Raw genomic sequence first — 17,807 nt, 5'->3', positions numbered from 1 at the left:
TCAACAGTCTTCACATCGGAATCATCAACCGAGGTCTTTGCAGCTTCAACGTCGAAGGTAGCATCAGCGCGAGCAACAATGCGGCCCTGGGTCTTCGGGTTGCCCTCGTCGTCCTTTACAGGGTCGCCGTTCTCATCAAGAACCGGAACCTTCAGTTCCTCGTTACGCATGATGACTGGGAACTTGAAGGCCTTGCCAGCTTGGTCAGCGGTCGGCTTGAAGGTCACCACACCGGTCTCCGGGTCAACCTTGACCTGATCCTCCTTGACGCCCTCAGGCAGCTTGCCGAGCTCAAACTTAGCCTTCTCAGGCTTGGTTTCCTCAGGCTCGGTTTCTGGGTTGTCGAACTTCGGTTCAGAGGTAGCCTTTTCGTCGGCCTTCGCATCAACTGGCTTGTACTCGAGGTAGTCACGGGAGACTGCAAAAGCGTCCAATGCGAGAACCAGATCGTTCTTCGGATCTGGCTCGCCGTCAGCAACCTTCAGACGAGCCGTAAACGTATCACCCGTCTGAGCATCCGCCGGAACCTCGAACTCACAGCTCGGGATCTCGGTTGCGGAGTCAGCCTTGACAGCATCACACTTCTTGACAGAATTGCCGCCCTTGTCAAACCACTCAATGTAGTAGTTCAGGTCATCCGAGATCGGAAGGCCAGCAGTATAGGTCTGGACCTTGTCACCGAGCTTGGCCCAGTTGTCCGTAGTGTTCTTATCAACAACGTCGAACTTCAGGGCCTGCGGAGCAAGCGCGATGTTCCAGCCAGTGTAGCCACTAGTAGTGTTACCAATGAAAGCACCATCACCACCGAAGAGCTGCGCGTTAGCACCAGCCTTCAAATCACTACCGAAGCCCGGACCAGCCCACTGGCCAAGCGACCACGGGTACAGCACACCAATGTTGTTCGGCAGCGGCTTACCGTCCTTGCCAAGAATGCTGACGTAGCTCCAATGCATATTGACGTGCTTGGAGTCTTTCCAAGGTAAAGCCCACTTGCCTTCACCATGCGAGCCGGCAAGCTTGCCGAACTTATCTTCAGGCACCAATCCACGCGTCTTGTGGTCATAGCCATAGAGGCCCTTCCACCGCAGCTCGAACGTGCCGTCAGCGCCAGTAGTGGTCGTCATGGTCTCTGCGATCCAGCCTTCTGGATCAGCAGCAATCTGTTCATTGATCCACTTCTGCAGCCCCTGCTCATCAGCAGGGGTCCAGCCCTTGCCGCGCAGCGTCTTGCCCGCGAAGTTATTCTTCGCGTACGCCTCGATCTTGTTCACCGCGTCATCGGTGAGGTAGGAACCGACAACCTTCATGCCAGGTGCAGGAAGGTCCTTTCCGCCAAAGGCGCTCACAGTGTTATGGTTCTTAGCGCCCTGCAGCACGTCAAGGTTCCAGAAAGCTCGACCCGCGTAGGTACCACCGTTACCACCGGCGCCGGTGCTTTCTGCCCATTTATTCTCTGGGAGATGCTGCGGAAGTTTGTCCTTCTGGGCGTACTGGATGGTCATGCCGTTGATCTTGTTGCCACCCCATGTGCCATCACCCTGGGTGGTCGGCGTCGTGTTTGCGCCGATGCCCGGGAAGATACCAGCAGCTGGCTGGTGGACCAAACGGTACTTATCCGTCAAGTTGTCCGGAAGCTCCGTCCAGACGCGGATCTTCTCGCGCTTTTGATCGCGCTTGCCCCGGTCATCACCAGTGGTCAGGCCGGCAGATGCATCCGCATCAAAGTGACGGGTCTTACCGAGAGCATCGGTGTACGGAGCCATGTTGAGGGTGAAGTTACCGTTTTCATCACTCTCGGTGTAATACACTGGGGATGAGTGCTGGGTGTTTTCACCCTCGTACCACTGGGCGTAGACCTTGACACCAGCAAGTGGTTTACCGGAATCCTGGACATTGCCGAAGCCAACCGCAGCTTCGACGATTTCCTTCACGGAACCAGAGATCGTGCCCTTCTGATCAGCCTTACCCGGAGAGTAAACAGCCTTATCAGAACCCGAAGCCGGAGCATCAGCAGCCGGCTGATCTTCCTGCGCATTGGCAACCGCTGCGAACGGGGATGCTGGAGTTACTGCGTGGACGAAGGGGCCCACCATCGCAATAGAGAGCGCAGCGGCAGCAATGGTAGTGCCGCGACGGCGTACAGCAGTACGCTTGATTTCCTTCTTGTTCATACCAAGAAGTCCTTTCCTTAAGACTTGAAAGTATTGATCACGCTAGGGATACGTGACCGCGTAAGGGACTAACCGGCTTACGCAACCGAGAGCAGCTCACACTTATCACTTTGGAAGAAGGTCAGAGGTTCCAAAGGTCTATGAACAAACTCGGATCTAATGTTAGCCCCGTTTACGAATTAAAGAAACCGTACGGCAGCCTGAAAATTTCATGAACAGAGCTTTCTGTCGCCGACCAGAAAAAGCACATGTTTGACCTGCCCTTTTCGATGCGACTGCGACACGCGTCCAGATTGTTAATTAGGTCACGTCGCCACTTTAGTAACTTTTGTCCCAGGAATGCACTCCTAACGGGGGCGTTTTATACAGGGCGGTGGAAGGCGGGGATGCGCGAGGCGTCGCCAAGCAGGGCGTATTTGGCGCGCAAATACCGCCATAGAAACACAAACCGCCCCGCTCCTTCCCGCATCGTGCGTGTCGATAATCGTGTGCACAATGCTGTGGAAGAAGCAGGGCGGTGATTGTTGCGCTGTTACTACGCGCCGCCGTCGCCGTTAGGCGGTTCCTAAGGTTCGTTTACCTTAGACTGGTTGGCGCCTTTACTGGTCTTGCATGACGTCGTGGCGCACGATGGTCTGGTCGCGGCCGGGGCCAACACCAATGTAGGAGATGCGGCAGCCGGAGAGTTCCTCCAGGCGCAGGACGTAATCCTGTGCCTTCTGAGGGAGGTCCTCAAAAGTCTGGCAGTTAGTGATGTCCTCATCCCAGGCCGGCATGGTCTCAAAGATGGGCTCGGCGTGGTGGAACTCAGACTGGGTCAGCGGCATCTCGTCGTAGCGCTTGCCGTCAACGTCATAGGCCACGCAGATGGGGATCTCACCAATACCGGTGAGTACGTCCAGTTTGGTCAGGAAGTAGTCCGTGAAGCCGTTAACGCGGGTGGCATAGCGGGCGATGACGGAGTCATACCAACCGCAGCGGCGCTTGCGGCCGGTGTTGACGCCGATTTCACCGCCGGTGGTCTGCAGATACTCGCCCCACTTGTCGAAGAGCTCCGTAGGGAAAGGACCAGCGCCGACGCGGGTGGTGTAGGCCTTGATGATGCCCAGGGAGGTAGTAATGCGAGTCGGACCAATGCCGGAGCCCACAGCAGCACCGCCGGCAGTCGGGTTCGAGGAGGTCACGAACGGGTAAGTGCCGTGGTCAACATCCAGCATGGTGGCCTGACCACCCTCCATGAGGACGTGCTTGCCTTCATCCAGAGCCTGGTTCAGCTCCAATTCGGCCTCAATAACCATCGGGCGCAGGCGCTCACGGTAGCTCAGGAAGTACTCCACAACCTGCTCCGGCTCAATGGCCTTGCGGTTGTACATCTTCACCAGCATCTGGTTCTTAATGTCCAGGGCGGACTCAACCTTCTGGCGCAGGATGGACTCATCGAAGATGTCCTGCACGCGGATGCCGATGCGCGCGACCTTGTCGGCATAAGCCGGGCCGATACCACGGCCGGTGGTGCCGATGGCGCGCTTGCCCAGGAAGCGCTCCTGTACGCGGTCCAGGGTCTGGTGGTACGGCGCCACGAGGTGGGCGTTGGCGGAAATCTTCAGGCGCGAAGCGTTAGCGCCGCGAGCTTCGAGGCCATCGATCTCATCAAAGAGGGCCTCCAGGTTAATCACCACGCCGTTGCCTAGGACCGGGGTGGCGTTTTCAGAAAGAATGCCGGCGGGAAGGAGCTTCAGCTCGTACTTCTCGCCGCCGACCACGACGGTGTGGCCGGCATTGTTACCGCCGTTGGGCTTCACTACGTAATCGACTTTGCCGCCGAGGATGTCGGTAGCCTTGCCCTTGCCTTCATCGCCCCACTGGGCGCCGACGATGACGATCGCTGCCATGTTGGTGTCACTTCCTATTTATTGAAGTCAAATACGCACCTACTTTACCCGCCATAGCGGTGCAGCGGTGAGTTTGTGACATGGTCATCAAGATTTGCTGTACTGGCGGGGCTTGGCAGGGTCCGCAGTGGGTTCGGAACGTGATTGGCTAGGCGGTTTCGGTGGCCGAGTCGTTGCTGCCAGAGTCCTCGTTATCGAAGTAAATGGTGTCATTGGTGAACATCAGGCGCGACTTATCCGGGGTACTGATGATGATGCTGTCATCAACAACAGCGATTTGTCCCTCGACGTCACCAACGCCGATTCGGTAGAGCCCGTTGCCCTCAATCTTCGTGCCGTTAGTGGGGATTTCGTCGTCATACTGAGTGAACTCAGTACTGCCCTCTAGCGGCAGGAAGGTCACCAAGTTGAATTCCATGCCCTCCGGCATTGGGGTCTTGGCCCCCTTGATGGCCCAAGTCCCGCCGTCGCCATGCGCACAGTCAATGGCGTTGTTTTCCTCAATAATGCCGCAGACCATGTTCCAGCCATCGGCGGAGATAGTGAAGAGCTCTTCACCGCGGAGATCCTCTTCATCCTTGGCCAAATCTGCGGACTCAGTCGGTTCCGAGTCCACGTCAATGAAGAATATGTCCGAGTTCACGCCATCAAAGGAGTTTTCCATGGACGTGGCTTCGACACCTGGGCGCTTGTTTACTTTGCCCTCAACACCGACAATGTCGCCTTCGGTCTTGGACTCATAGGTATAGCCCTCACCGTCCTCCTCTACCTCTAAGGAAGAGGACGTGATGTAGAGAGCATCCTCGTCCTTGAGCTCGCCCTTGGAGAAGAAGACGGGGACTTTGACATCCTCCCCATCAAACTCGCCTTCTAGCACCACGTAGCTGAGGAATTTGCAGGGATCGTATTCATCCTCACCGACGCTGACGTCTTCAAATTTCTCGGTAGAGCCCTTCACGTAGGCTTCTCCATTCTCTAGGACCTTGCTGAGTTCGGTGTCCTTGAGTTCTTTCTTCTCATCACAGTCAGCGTTGGCGTTTGAGGAGGAGGCGCTGCTGGACGCCGACGTGGCCTTCGAAGAAGTAGCCGCCGCCGAACTCGTCGTGGACTCGGCGGCAGCCTCGGTGAATGCTGGCTCCTCAGCTTCCGTCAGGGAACCGCCGATGAGGCTACACGAGCTCATCACAAGACCAGCGGCGGATACAAGCGCAAGGGTTGTCATACGGGCGGACATGGTGATTACCTCCAGCTGTTAGACAAAGAAGAATTGAGTGGAAGAGTTAAGTATTAAAAAGTTTGGTATTGCCTTGGAGCCTACTGGCAGAATGTGATGTGCACTACTTTTCTGGGGAAAGCTCCGCTGCTCGTGCGTCACTGAAGGCGCTTTTTAGCCAAGCTCTTCCAACGCTTCTATGCTTCTTGTATGATCTGTGCGCTTTTAGACTGCGGCGGCCACCTCACCAACGCCCACACCACCGCTCTGGTTGGGGCTGCCCAGCATGGAGTTCGTGTCGAACACTTCCGCTTCGCGGAGGTTCCCACCCGGCAAGAGTTGAAGGCTATTGATGCGCTGGCCAGGGAGCTCCTTCCGGAAGACCCCACCCCATCGTTGGATGAGATTGCCGCGCAACCAGATGTCAGCCACCTCGGCGCACCGGGGCCAGCGCCCCAGGCCCCGTTCCTGAGCGAAACGCTGCGCATCGTGGTCATTGGCAACGATGCCGCGCTGAGCGCCGTGCTGACCCGCATGATGCGGGCGGATTACCTGTGGGCCGAGGTGGGCTACGTTTCCACTGGGGAGCACTCCACCGCGGCGATGAATTGGGGCTTAAAAGCTAGCGAAACGGACCAGGGTCGCCAGGGGCTCGGCGACCAAGGAGCAGTGATGGAGGAAGCGCTCTCCTTTGCCATGACCGCGCCCGTCAAACCGGCGCCGCTCATCCGCAATGACGCGGGCCTCGCCGTGGCGGGTTCGGCAACGATTGCGGAATGGTCGAATGAAGAGATAACCGGGGAGATCATCGTCGACGATGCCGTTCTGCTGCGCGCCGACCGCGAGAAGGATGTCTTCGGTGCAAAGCTCGTACCGATGACGGATGCGCCAGGCATCGTGGCAGCAAAGGCGGTTACCAGTTTTGAGGCGGACGCAGCACCGCGCCGTGGGTTCTTCGCCCGCCTGCGCAAGCCTGCCCAACCTGGGCAGCTCGACCCCGCCAGCGTCATGCAAGGCCGGGCGGTACAGGCTGGCGGGCCTTCGCTCAGCGTCAGCGTTGATGGAGTCCGCGCCAAGCGGCCGGTCAAGCGCGTGACGTTCTACCGTCACCTGCGGGACCTACAGATAGTACGGCCCTAGTCTTCTTCCCCGCCTCCGAACAACCGCACTCAATTACAGCGCCACTATCCGTGAAAGCCAACACGATCCTGGCGACAAAGGTAAAACGAAAGGAGGATTCGGCCAGCATTACCTTTTCGGCACTAGGCTCGAAACCGAATCCTCACCGCATGCGCATTGTGCAATGCACCTAGGCGGTCTGCGGAAGACTCTACCACTCTCAGCTCCCGAAAGAACAAGTCCATGCCACTAACGCACAAAATTTCTTGGGTATCTGATGCCAGATTCGCCCCATACCTCGAAGAATGCGGCACGGCGGAAGAGGCATGGAAGCTCTATGAACTCAACGCGCAAATCGCAGCTGCGCTGTCTGAAGTAATTCATCACACAGAAGTCTTGCTTCGAAACGCTATGAGCGATTCACTTGCCGACGCTCACCCATTTGACTTCGGCTGGAACCAAGATTCTTTCGATATTTCAGCGCTTTCTACAAAGCTAGCTAAGAAATACAAGCGCCCCGTCACCAAGGACGACATCATTGCGCATCTGAACATGGGGTACTGGGCTTCACTTCTTTCCACGAAATCCGATGCCAATGAGGAAATCTGGAGAAAATATCTTCGAAACGCTTTCCCGGGCCAAGGTAGTAGGAAGATTGTTGCAGCCCTGCTGACAGACCTCAATGTCCTTCGAAACCGATGTGCGCATCAGGACTCACTTCTCAACGTGGATCCAACCGTAGAACTAAAGAAAATTCTTAGACTCGCCAGTTGGATAGACCAAGATGCAAGACTATGGCTAGAAAACCTCGAACGTGTTACCAAGCTAGCTGCTCAACGCACACCAAAACTCAACACCGCCATCTTGGGGCATGCCGACGATTCTCTTTTCACTCTTTATCAAAGGGTAGGTGCCGTCATCCTGGAAGCCTCTACGCCTCTTGCACAAGTGGACTACATCGGTTTCTATTTCAGCCAGAAAATCGTCGGAACCTTTCCAAAGGTCTTAGACATTGAAATCGCTTCTAGCTGGAATAAAAAGACTTCAGATGCGCTTAAGAAATCATCCGACCCCGAGGAACAACGTCTCGGTAAAATTATGAGCTACGCGCTTTCTGATCGATTCGTTAAAAGCTACCCTCCAGAGAATACATACAAGGTTTATCACCTCAGTGGGCCCAAGCATCCCTCAACTCTCACTACCGCTGAAAAGCAGGACATTGTGCACGAGGCTAGCGGTCGTGGCTCCGCATTTGTGAAGAGGCCTCGGTACTTTCAAAGCAGCTCGCTGCTGGCCGCCAGAGTCACATCTGATTTGCCCTCACCGAGCAAGTAACTCGAACTGCCTCTAAAATTCTCACTTCCAGACTCTTCGACCCTAATCCTCTTCCCAGACCTCCGGCGGGTAGGCCGGGTGCTTGGAGGTGGGCACGAGTTGTGCCACGGCTGACTCGCGCGACATGCCGCACACCATGAGTAGGTCCACGATGATGGAGCGCGTCTGGGCGAGCACGGCATAGGCGGAGAGTACGGCTTCCTCGCCAGCGATGTCCATCGAGCAGCGCGCCCCCAGCTGGCGTAGGCGGTTGACTATCTCAGGAATGGCGTGCGCCTCATCCACGCGGCGCTCACGCGCGGTTTGGTGGGTATAGAGATCGGAGAGCTTCATCGTGATGTCAGCGAGTTCATCGATGATCTCAACTTGCTCGGCCGTGGCCTGGTCGCCGTCCTCGGCGAGCACGAGCGCACGGCGGGAGAGCACGCGGGTGCCGCGGACCATGTTGTCAACAGGAGTGAGAATGCGTTCCAGGGAGCGCACGGTGCGCTGCGTGCTCCACAGGAAGGGTGATAACCGTGCGGTTTCCGCGCCGCCCTTGGTGGCGTTGAGCATGTTGTTGATGTCATCCTGCGTGCCGCGCACGGCATCGCGGGCCTCCGTGATGGTCTCGGGATCGTTTTCTTCCAGTCCCTTAGCCACGTCGGAGAGGACCAGGGAGGTAATACCCAAGACCTTCGAGACTTCCGAGCGCCCCGCACGCAAAGGCGAGGAGGGAATCAACACGATCATTGTGATGCCAATGACCGCACCGATGATGGCGTCAACAGCACGGGAGAGACCACCCATGTCTTCCGGGGGAAGGATGGTGGCAATAAGGATGGCGGCGATGACGATCTGGTTGCTCACCATCTGCGAGCCCGTAACAAAGGATCCAATCACCAGGGCAAGGCCGATGATGATGGTCATGTGAATGGGGCCGGTCCCGAGGGCGTCGACAAGCAGCGTGCCCACCAGCACGCCCACGATGCCGCCGATGGACATGTCGACAGCGCGCTTCAGGCGGTCACTGCCCGATAAACCAAGGATGATGATGACGGCCATCGGGGCAAAGAAGGGCTGCTCGTGGCCGAAGAAATCGTGCGCAACGTAGAAGGCCAGACCCGCGCCCAGCGTGCACTGAATCATGAACACGAGCCGGTTGCGGATGCGCGTGAGGCGCGCCTTGAGCGACTTATCCACCAACCGCAACTGCTCGCGGGTGGTCTTGCGAACACGCTTGACGGTACTCGACGAATTCGACGATGACTCTTGCGCTTCCATGACTCCGGTATTTTACGCGTTCTGGCGGCGAGTTTGGACGAACAAAGCCACCCCTTTGAGGTCAAGGGGTGGCTTGTTGGCATGTGCTGACGCAGCTTAGAGCCTGCGGCTGCTAAGCAGCGGCGTCCAGGAGGGGCCGGTGTCAGCTGGGCATTGGATTACTTAGAAACGGTCTTGCCCACGGAGTGCAGGTCCTGGCAGGCCTCAACCACGCGGTCAGCCATGCCCTGCTCAGCCTTCTTGAGGTAGGAGCGCGGGTCGTAGACCTTCTTGTTGCCCACCTCGCCGTCGATCTTGAAGACGCCGTCGTAGTTAGCGAACATGTGGCGTGCAACCGGGTTGGTGAAGGCGTACTGGGTATCGGTGTCAACGTTCATCTTGATGACGCCGTAACGCAGGGCCTCCTCGATCTTTTCCTTCTCGGAGCCGGAGCCACCGTGGAAGACGAAGTCGAAGGGCTGGGAGCCTTCCTCCAGGCCGAGCTTCTTCACAGCAACCTTCTGGCCCTCATCCAGAACCTCCGGGCGCAGCTTCACGTTGCCCGGCTTGTACACGCCGTGGACGTTGCCGAAGGTAGCGGCCAGCAGGTAGCGACCCTTCTCACCGGTACCGAGGGCATCAACGGTCTTCTCAAAGTCCTCCGGAGAGGTGTAGAGGTTCGCGCCGGCCTTGGCCTCAACGCCGTCCTCTTCGCCGCCAACGACGCCGATCTCAACCTCAAGGATGATGTTGGCGTTGTGGGCCTTCTCGAGGAGCTCCTGAGCGATCACAAGGTTCTCATCGATCGGGATAGCGGAGCCATCCCACATGTGGGACTGGAAGAGCGGCAGCTCGCCGCGGTCAACGCGCTCCTGGGAGAAGGCGATCAGCGGGCGCACGTACTCATCCAGGACTTCCTTCTGGCAGTGGTCAGTGTGCAGCGCAACGTTAATGCCGTAGTGCTGTGCAGCCTCGTGAGCGAAGGCAGCCAGTGCCTTGGCGCCGGCAACCTTGTTCTTCACGGACAGGCCGGAACCGAACTCGGCGCCGCCGGTGGAGAACTGGATGATGCCGTCGGACTCAGCCTCGGCGAAGCCGCGGAGAGCGGCGTTGATGGTTTCGGAGGAGGTGCAGTTGATTGCCGGGAATGCGAAGCCGCCCTTCTTGGCGGTATCCAGCATCTGGTTATAAACCTCAGGGGTTGCAATAGGCATGAAATTCCATCCTTTGGAGTTGCTGTGCAGTAAGCCGTGCCGTCTCACAAACCAGCGAAACAACACGTTCCAACACCCAAGTATGCCTGTTATTGTGGTTTTCCGCCGCGAGATGCGATGTGACCTCACTTAAACACCGCTCCGCATGGGCAGGAATCCCCCGACCACCTGGGGAAACGCTGCTATTTCTTGGATTCTGACTTGTACTTCACAATCCGGGTGCAGGCCTCCAACAACATCCAACCGGACAATTGAACGGACAAATCGCGCTCAGCCACGCGGATAATGCCCATCTTCTGGCTCAATGACGAGGGGCCGAAACCGTAGTTATGGGGAAGCTTCGCATCCGCGGTCCAATCGGAACCGAAGATGGGCAAGCCGTCTACCTCTAGGCGGTGTTCCCACACGGATTCCGCCGAGGCCGTCACGAGGCGAGCGGCCAGCTTCTTCGTCGCGCGGTTGGCCGGAGAATCGCCCGGCAGGCGGACCGCCACGTCCGCGAGGTAGCGAGCAAGGATGCCCTTGAAGAGGCCGCCGTCGCCGTCGCCAGTCTGCCAGTCGATGACGCCCGTGTACGTCGCCATGCCCGTGGCCACCGCTTGGACTAGGCCACGGATGCGAGTGGTGTAATCCATCATGTCCGCGGCGAGTTCTGCCTCGTGGACGGAGTCGATATCCTCCACGGATCGCAGGCCGGTCTTCTCCCGCAGCGCCAGCACGATTTCCAAGCAGGCACCGAGCACCACGCCTTGGCAGTAGGGGTGGATGTTGCGGACGATCTCCTGCCCATCCATACGCATGCGGATGCCGTCCATGACGAAGCCATCGTCGTCAATCAAGTGATCGTAGATCCAGTCCACGATGTGGCGGGCCTCGTCCACGCGCCCCATGCGGGCCAGCATGATGGCGCCCGGCCCGTTCGAGGGGACGTTGAGGAAGGTCTCGCCTTCGCGCCAGGGCAGCACGCCGACCTGGGTGTCGATGCCATCGCGGATGTTGTGCTGCAGGGTGCCCAACTTCTTGTAGGGGCGCTGCTTCTTGAGCTCACCGGCCCGGGCGATGGCTAGGGCGAGCCATGCTTTGTCGTCGTAGTAGCGGTTCTTCGTCAGCGCACGGAGATTGCGCACATGGATGCCGCGGATGGTGTCAGCGATGCGCGCGCGGCGGGCTTTGGTGTTTTTGCGCAGGGCCGCATCAACAAGACAGTCCAGATAATGCGCCTGCCACCAATAATGCCAATGCACAAAGAGTGATTCCTTGGTGGTGGGTGGCCAACTCACCACGGCAAGGTTGGTACGGGGCAAGCCCCACACGGCCTGCGCGTGACGCTCATTGATGGCTGTTTCCGCAAGGTCGGCGCGGTGGGACCATTTCTCTAACACTTTTGTCTCATCATTCTCACAATGTGAATTCGTTACCTAGATGTAAACACAGTGCGCGGGATCTCACCAAGCTTTTGATAAATCGGCGTGCTGCCGAATCCATGCATGCATGGCAATGCCTGCGGCCACGCCCGCGTTGATGGAGCGAGTAGAACCAAATTGCGCGATTGAGCAGGTCATTACTGCTGCGTCCTGGGCTTCCGGGCTGACGCCTGGGCCTTCCTGTCCGAAGAGGAGCAGACAGCGCTCAGGCAGCTCAGCGGTTTCTAGGGGGACACACCCGGGGGTGTTATCGATGGCCACGACGGTCAGTTCCTGGTCCGCCGCCCAGGCCATCAGCTCAGTAACATCCGCGTGGTGCATGAGGTGCTGGTACCTGTCGGTGACCATGGCGCCGCGCCGGTTCCAGCGGCGGCGTCCCACAATGTGGACGGTGTCGACGGCAAAGGCGTTGGCAGTGCGCACCACGGTGCCGATGTTGGAATCGTTTTCGAAGTTCTCGATGGCGATGTGCAGCGCATGCCGGCGCTTATCGATATCCTCCCGGATCGCCTCGCGTGTCCAGTAACGGTAGGCATCGACGACATTGCGGCGATCCCCCTCCGCGAGCAGTTCGGGATCGTATTTCTCCGCTTCGGGGCCTTCGGGCAGCGGGCCTTCCCACGGGCCAACACCGTGGCGGCCCTCGTTCCACTCGGTGGGGCCTTTGGCTGCCGCCTCTTCCTCGGGCTTAGGCAAGGTCAAGATCCTCAAGGCCCAGCAGGTAGCGGTATTCCAGGCCCTCGGCGGCAATGGCTGCGCCGGCATCGGTGTTGCGGTCCACCACGGTGGCCACTCCGACGACCTCGGCGCCTGCCTTACGAAGAGCCTTCACGGCGGTCAGCGGCGAGTTGCCGGTCGTGGTGGTGTCCTCGACAACGAGCACCTTCTGGCCCTCGACGTTGAAGCCCTCAATCTGACGCTGCATGCCGTGCTTCTTGGCTTCCTTGCGAACAACGAAGGCGTCGATATCGCGGCCATCGGCATGCATGATGGACAGCGCGACCGGGTCCGCGCCCATGGTCAGGCCACCGGCGGCAGCATAATCCCAGTCAGCGGTGAGCTCACGCAGCAGCGAGCCGATAAGGCGCGAGGCCTCGTGTTGCAGGGTGGCGCGGCGCAGGTCCACGTAGTAGTCAGCCTCCTTGCCAGAGGACAGCGTGACCTTGCCGTGGACGACGGCCAGCTCCTTCACCAGTTCTGCTAGGCGTTGCTTCTTCTGCTGATCCAGGCTCATCGCTCGCTCCTTAAAGTCTGTGGCTGTTCGGCCGTGAAAAATCCGCTCTGTAGTTTACCCTCTTCCCGCACGGTTGCCCGCGACTAGTGCTGGTGCTCGGCTGTGACACCTGGCTGCGGCGCCTCGCCGCGGCGGCAGGCTGGCGGGTCTAGTCGAAGATGGAGGAGCCGCCATCGAAGCGGCGCGGCAGGCGGGCCTGATTGTTTTCGTGGGTGGGGCGCTCGTGGCCATCGGCAATCGCGTCGACTTCATCCGCACCCAGGCTGGAGTGGTCAATGGTGCCGCGGGCCTCGCTGGTGGTGCGGCTCGGCATGACCACCGGCTCGGTGGGGCGCTGGATGGTGGGGGCGTCGAGGGAATCATCGCGGTCCGGAACCGCCGTGGGCCCGGTGGGTTCCGGCTGCGGAGGTTCCGGGATGTCGCGGCTGGGGTCCAGCTCATCGACGCGCAGGACCTGAGCGGCTTCGGAGCGCGGTGGAAGAACGCGAGCAGCATCGGCGAGCAGCGACAGCGGTTCGAGCAGCTCTTCCCACTCAGCGCTGCGGGCCTGCCGGGTAGTTTGGGCCAGCACCCACTCCCCTTCCAGCCACACGGCAGTCACCGCGGCGGGTAGATGATTCAACGCCGTACTCACTCGGGTATCGATGAAGCGCTGGCCCACGCCAGCATCGGAGGCGAAAACCTCGAAGCCTTCCTCCTCACGCACGTACAACAGATCCTCGGAGAGGTTTTCGATCTCCTCGCCTGCGCGGCGGAAATCCACCACGATATCGGAGGCCGCGCCGGTGCGCATAGCCATGACGGGGATAGCACCCATATCGAAGAGCAGCGTCTCGTGCCCCCGGACAGTTCCGGCGACGATGTCGCGGGGTTCGTGGCCGCGGGCGGCAGCGCCGCGGGTCCACTCATCCGCCAGGTAGGAATCATGCTTGAGGTATTCCCAGCCGCGCTGCTGGCCAAAGGCCTTGCGCTCACGGCGGGCACTGCCCGGCACGAGGTACTTGGCGCGCTCTGCGCGCTCCGCAAAGCTGGGTGCGGCAGCCTGCGGTTCGGCGGCCGGTTCCTCACTGGGCTCAGCGGCGGCCGGTTCTTCAGCGGCATCCGCAGTTGGCTCGGTTGCCGGCTCAGCCACGGGTTCTGGCTCCGGCTCGGTAATGATGTCGGGCTCTGGAGCAGGCTCAGGTTCCTCGGCGAGCGCGGGTTCCTCGGCGAGCGCGGGCTCTGAGGGGGAGTCAGGGGTGAGTTCAGGCGCAGCGGTATCGGCCGCTGTGGTGGTTTCGTCGGCGGAGAGCGCGGCGCGCTGGCGGTGATCCAACCAGAGCACGATGAGACCAGCCACGAGCGCGACGGCGGCGAGGGATAAGAGTACGAAAGGCATCACTGCCTGACTCTAATCGCCCAGCGCGCTCGATCTGCGCTGACGCGCTGGTCACGCGCGGATTCTAGACGTGCTCGCGGTCGCCACGCTCCACCGGATTCTTCGGGTTGGCTGACCACTGCGACCATCCACCCACGAAGTGGCGCAAGCCGGTAAAGCCCACGTGTTCCAGCACGGCGATGGTAAGCGCGGAGTGGTTACCGGAGCCGGAGTAGATGATGGCGCCGTCCACGTTTTCCTTGGTCACGCCGTGCTGCTCAAGGATTTCGAGGATTTCTTCCTTGGACTTCCACACGGTGACGTCCTGCGTGTGAAAGAGGCGCTCCGGAAGGTTGACTGCACCCGGGATGTGGCCGGCCTTCAAGTCGAGGTTCTCGCGGCGGCCGGCGAAGCGGTTGCGCGTGCGAACGTCGAGAAGCAGGCCCTTATGCTCCTTGACCTCGTCGATGGTGGCCGTGGGCATCGACCCCGTGGTCACTTCAAAGTCCGAGGGCATGCCCAAGTTACCCGGGCCGGTAAGGGTGGGCAGGGACTGGGCACGCCAGTTTGACAGGCCGCCGTCGAGGATGCGGACGTTGTGGATGCCCGCCCAGCGCAGCGTCCACCACGCACGGCCAGCGAAGAGTCCGCGGCCTTCGTCGTAGACAACGACTTCGCTGTCCTCCTCTAGACCCCAGAGGTCGATCCACTCTTGAATCTTCTCGGTCTGCGGGAGTGGGTTGCGCCCTACCTTGGAGCCGGGCAGGCCCACGAAGGCTGAAGCGGCGTCGGCGTACTGGGCAGTCGGAATGTGGAGGGAGGAAAACTGATTGAAGGCCTCGCCTTCCCCTGGAGCCCAGAGGGAAGCGAGGATGGTCGTCTTATCACCGCGGTAAATCTTCTCACTCAACTCGTGAGGGGAGATCAAAATGCTCATGTCCCTAGATCATAGGGGCATGAGCGAAGAGTGGCGACCGATGAACGCGGTGAGCGCGGTGAGCGCTAATCGCGCTCACCGGTTTAGTCGGTGCCTTAGGCGGTGCGGGCAGCTAGCTCCAGGCGCTCGCCACCGTCGGCGACGTCAACGTGCACGGTATCGCCGTCCACGATGTCACCGGCCAGGAGCTTCTTGGCCAGCTGGTCACCGATGGCCTGCTGAATCAGGCGGCGCAACGGGCGGGCACCATAGGCCGGGTCATAACCGCGCTCCGCCAGCCACAGCTTGGCCGCGTCGGAGACCTGCAGCGTCAGGCGGCGGCCGGACAGGCGCTCGGCCAAGCCCTTGAGCTGGATGTCCACGATGCCGGAGAGCAGATCCGAGGTCAGCGGCTCAAACATCACCACATCATCAAGACGGTTGATGAACTCCGGTTTGAAGCTGCGCTTGACTGCCTCCATGACCTCCTCCTTGGTGCCGCCGGCACCCAGGTTCGAGGTCAGGATGATGACCGTGTTGCGGAAGTCCACGGTGCGGCCCTGGCCATCGGTCAGGCGGCCTTCATCGAGCACCTGGAGCAGCACGTCGAAGACATCCGGGTGGGCCTTCTCGACTTCGTCGAAAAGCACCAGCGTGTACGGACGGCGACGCACCGCCTCCGTGAGCTGGCCACCGGCGTCATAGCCCACGTATCCCGGAGGGGCACCGACGAGGCGGGCGACGGAGTGTTTCTCACCGAACTCGGACATATCGATGCGAACCATGGCGGATTCATCGTCGAAGAGGAAGTCCGCCAGAGCCTTCGCCAGCTCCGTCTTACCCACGCCGGTCGGGCCTAGGAAGAGGAAGGAACCGGTCGGGCGATTCGGGTCAGCCACACCGGCACGCGCGCGGCGCACGGCATCAGAGACCGCGGTGACGGCCTCCTTCTGGCCCACCACGCGCTGTCCCAGCACGGATTCCATGTTGAGCAGCTTCTCGGTCTCTCCCTGCAGCATCTTGCCGGCTGGGATGCCGGTCCAGGCGGAGACAACCTCCGCGATGGTATCCGGAGTAACCTCCTCGCTGAGCATGGTGTTGTGCTGCTGCTGAGCCTTCTCCTCGGCGGCAGCCAGGTCCTTCTCCAGCGGCGGCATCTTGCCGTAGTTGATCTCGGAGGCCAGTGCTAGGTCACCATCGCGCTCCGCAATCTCTGCCTGGCGGCGCAGATCCTCCAGTTGTTCCTTGATGGTCTGCACATCATCGATGGCCTTCTTCTCATTGGCCCAGCGGGCCTTGAGCTCACCGAGCTTCTCGCGCTCATCAGCCAGCTCCTGCTGAAGGGCAGTCAGGCGGTCCTTCGAGGCGGCGTCCGATTCCTTCTTCAGAGCCAGCTCCTCAATCTCGAGGCGGCGCACGATGCGCTCCAGCTCATCAATCTCCTGCGGGGAGGAGTCAATCTCCATGCGCAGGCGAGAGCCTGCCTCATCGACCAAGTCGATGGCCTTATCCGGCAGGAAGCGGTTGGTGATGTAGCGGTGCGAGAGCTCAGCGGCAGAGACCAAGGCCGAGTCCTGGATACGCACACCGTGGTGCACCTCGTAGCGCTCCTTGAGGCCACGGAGGATACCGATGGTGTCCTCCACGGAGGGCTCAGCGGCGTAGACCTGCTGGAAGCGGCGCTCCAGGGCGGCATCCTTCTCGATGTACTTGCGGTATTCATCGAGGGTGGTGGCACCCACCAGACGGAGCTCGCCGCGGGCCAGCATGGGCTTAATCATGTTGCCGGCATCCATGGAACCCTCACCGGTGGCACCGGCGCCCACGATGGTGTGCAGCTCATCGATGAAGGTGATGATCTGTCCATCGGAAGCCTTGATCTCATCGAGCACGGCCTTGAGGCGCTCCTCGAACTCGCCGCGGTACTTCGCGCCGGCGACCATGGAGCCAAGGTCCAGGCTCAGCAGCGTCTTGCCCTTGAGGGATTCCGGTACGTCACCCGCCACGATACGGCGGGCCAAGCCCTCCACGATGGCGGTCTTACCCACACCGGGCTCACCGATGAGCACCGGGTTATTCTTCGTGCGGCGGCTAAGAACCTGGACCACGCGGCGGATCTCCTGATCACGGCCGATGACCGGGTCAATCTTGCCTTCGCGGGCACGGGCGGTGAGGTCCGTGGCGTACTTCTCCAGAGCCTGGAACTGCTCCTCGGGGTTCTCCGAGGTCACCTTGGCTGCACCACGCACGGAGGGGAAAGCGCCCTTGAGCGCGTCGTAAGTGGCACCCCGGGAGGTCAGCAGCTCCGCGGCATCCGTCTTCGAGCCCGCAATAGCTGCAAGCAAAACCTCGGTGGAGACGTACTCATCACCAAGCTCGCCGGCCAGCTCCTGGGCGCGGGTGAGGACGTTGAGGGCGTCGCGGTTAAAGTTCGGGTTCGCCATGTTGGCGCCCTCGGCCTTCGGGAGGGCGCCGATAAGCTGGCGTGCCTCCTTGAGCACCGTCTCCGGATCCACACCGGTGGCCTTGAGCACTGGGGCGGCAATGCCGTCCTTCTGCTCAAGGATGGCTGCTAAGAGGTGTGCCGGGCGGATGTCCGGGTTACCGTTGGCGGAAGCCGTCTGCAGTGCTTGCTGCAGGGCCTCCTGAGTTTTAGTGGTGGGGTTAAAAGAACTCATTGTTGTGTTTCT

The 17,807-nt window shown here is 60.1% G+C and carries 13 protein-coding genes; 3 read left to right on the top strand and 10 right to left on the bottom strand.

Annotated features, from left to right (window positions below; all coding sequences use genetic code 11):
* Positions 1 to 2,171, bottom strand: a 2,171-nt coding sequence (locus tag HMPREF2896_RS03390) for a Rib/alpha-like domain-containing protein (RefSeq protein ID WP_210388735.1), incomplete at its 3' end; no start/stop codon positions are given.
* A 599-nt stretch (positions 2,172 to 2,770) separates the two neighbouring features.
* The gene (locus HMPREF2896_RS03385; RefSeq protein ID WP_070717720.1) at positions 2,771 to 4,063 is read right to left on the bottom strand and encodes an adenylosuccinate synthase; all 1,293 of its coding nucleotides are present in this window, start codon (positions 4,061 to 4,063) and stop codon (positions 2,771 to 2,773) included.
* Positions 4,064 to 4,380: 317 nt separating this feature from the next.
* Here HMPREF2896_RS03385 and HMPREF2896_RS13170 point away from each other — a divergent pair, with 317 nt between their 5' ends.
* The 3 genes from HMPREF2896_RS13170 to HMPREF2896_RS03370 all read left to right on the top strand — a co-directional run bounded on the left by HMPREF2896_RS13170 (position 4,381) and on the right by HMPREF2896_RS03370 (position 7,730).
* Entirely contained in the window at positions 4,381 to 4,428 is a 48-nt protein-coding gene (locus tag HMPREF2896_RS13170; RefSeq protein ID WP_118781210.1) for a hypothetical protein, read from the top strand.
* A 1,058-nt stretch (positions 4,429 to 5,486) separates the two neighbouring features.
* On the top strand, positions 5,487 to 6,416 hold the full coding sequence (locus HMPREF2896_RS03375; protein ID WP_070717714.1) for a hypothetical protein: 930 nt from the start codon (positions 5,487 to 5,489) through the stop codon (positions 6,414 to 6,416).
* A 222-nt stretch (positions 6,417 to 6,638) separates the two neighbouring features.
* On the top strand, positions 6,639 to 7,730 hold the full coding sequence (locus HMPREF2896_RS03370; RefSeq protein WP_246823985.1) for an Abi family protein: 1,092 nt from the start codon (positions 6,639 to 6,641) through the stop codon (positions 7,728 to 7,730).
* Positions 7,731 to 7,772: 42 nt separating this feature from the next.
* Here the strand turns inward: HMPREF2896_RS03370 and HMPREF2896_RS03365 are convergent, their stop codons facing one another.
* The 8 genes from HMPREF2896_RS03365 to clpB all read right to left on the bottom strand — a co-directional run bounded on the left by HMPREF2896_RS03365 (position 7,773) and on the right by clpB (position 17,795).
* A complete protein-coding gene (locus tag HMPREF2896_RS03365; RefSeq protein ID WP_070717707.1) occupies positions 7,773 to 8,993 on the bottom strand; it encodes an FUSC family protein in 1,221 nt (406 codons plus the stop codon).
* 158 nt (positions 8,994 to 9,151) lie between these two features.
* A complete protein-coding gene (fbaA, locus tag HMPREF2896_RS03360; RefSeq protein WP_010188696.1) occupies positions 9,152 to 10,186 on the bottom strand; it encodes a class II fructose-bisphosphate aldolase in 1,035 nt (344 codons plus the stop codon).
* 182 nt (positions 10,187 to 10,368) lie between these two features.
* Positions 10,369 to 11,568 carry a glycoside hydrolase family 76 protein gene (locus HMPREF2896_RS03355; protein WP_010188694.1) on the bottom strand — a complete coding sequence of 400 codons (1,200 nt, stop codon included), beginning with the start codon at positions 11,566 to 11,568 and terminating at the stop codon, positions 10,369 to 10,371.
* Between the two features lie 63 nt (positions 11,569 to 11,631).
* A complete protein-coding gene (locus HMPREF2896_RS03350) occupies positions 11,632 to 12,312 on the bottom strand; it encodes a TrmH family RNA methyltransferase (RefSeq protein ID WP_371325751.1) in 681 nt (226 codons plus the stop codon).
* A complete protein-coding gene (gene pyrE, locus HMPREF2896_RS03345; RefSeq protein WP_010188690.1) occupies positions 12,299 to 12,844 on the bottom strand; it encodes an orotate phosphoribosyltransferase in 546 nt (181 codons plus the stop codon). Before pyrE ends, HMPREF2896_RS03350 begins: the two co-directional genes overlap by 14 nt.
* A gap of 148 nt (positions 12,845 to 12,992) precedes the next feature.
* Positions 12,993 to 14,222, bottom strand: a complete 1,230-nt coding sequence (locus HMPREF2896_RS03340) for a type III secretion system chaperone family protein (protein ID WP_070717702.1) — start codon at positions 14,220 to 14,222, stop codon at positions 12,993 to 12,995.
* Between the two features lie 64 nt (positions 14,223 to 14,286).
* Positions 14,287 to 15,138, bottom strand: a complete 852-nt coding sequence (locus HMPREF2896_RS03335) for a sulfurtransferase (RefSeq protein ID WP_070644547.1) — start codon at positions 15,136 to 15,138, stop codon at positions 14,287 to 14,289.
* A 95-nt stretch (positions 15,139 to 15,233) separates the two neighbouring features.
* Entirely contained in the window at positions 15,234 to 17,795 is a 2,562-nt protein-coding gene (clpB, locus tag HMPREF2896_RS03330; RefSeq protein ID WP_070644546.1) for an ATP-dependent chaperone ClpB, read from the bottom strand.
* Positions 17,796 to 17,807 lie beyond the last annotated feature (12 nt).

The sequence above is a fragment of the Corynebacterium sp. HMSC069E04 genome, assembly GCF_001813175.1.
GTDB lineage: Bacteria > Actinomycetota > Actinomycetes > Mycobacteriales > Mycobacteriaceae > Corynebacterium > Corynebacterium aurimucosum.
Note: the sequence above shows the minus strand (reverse complement) of the source record. Positions and strands in the feature narration are given on the sequence as shown.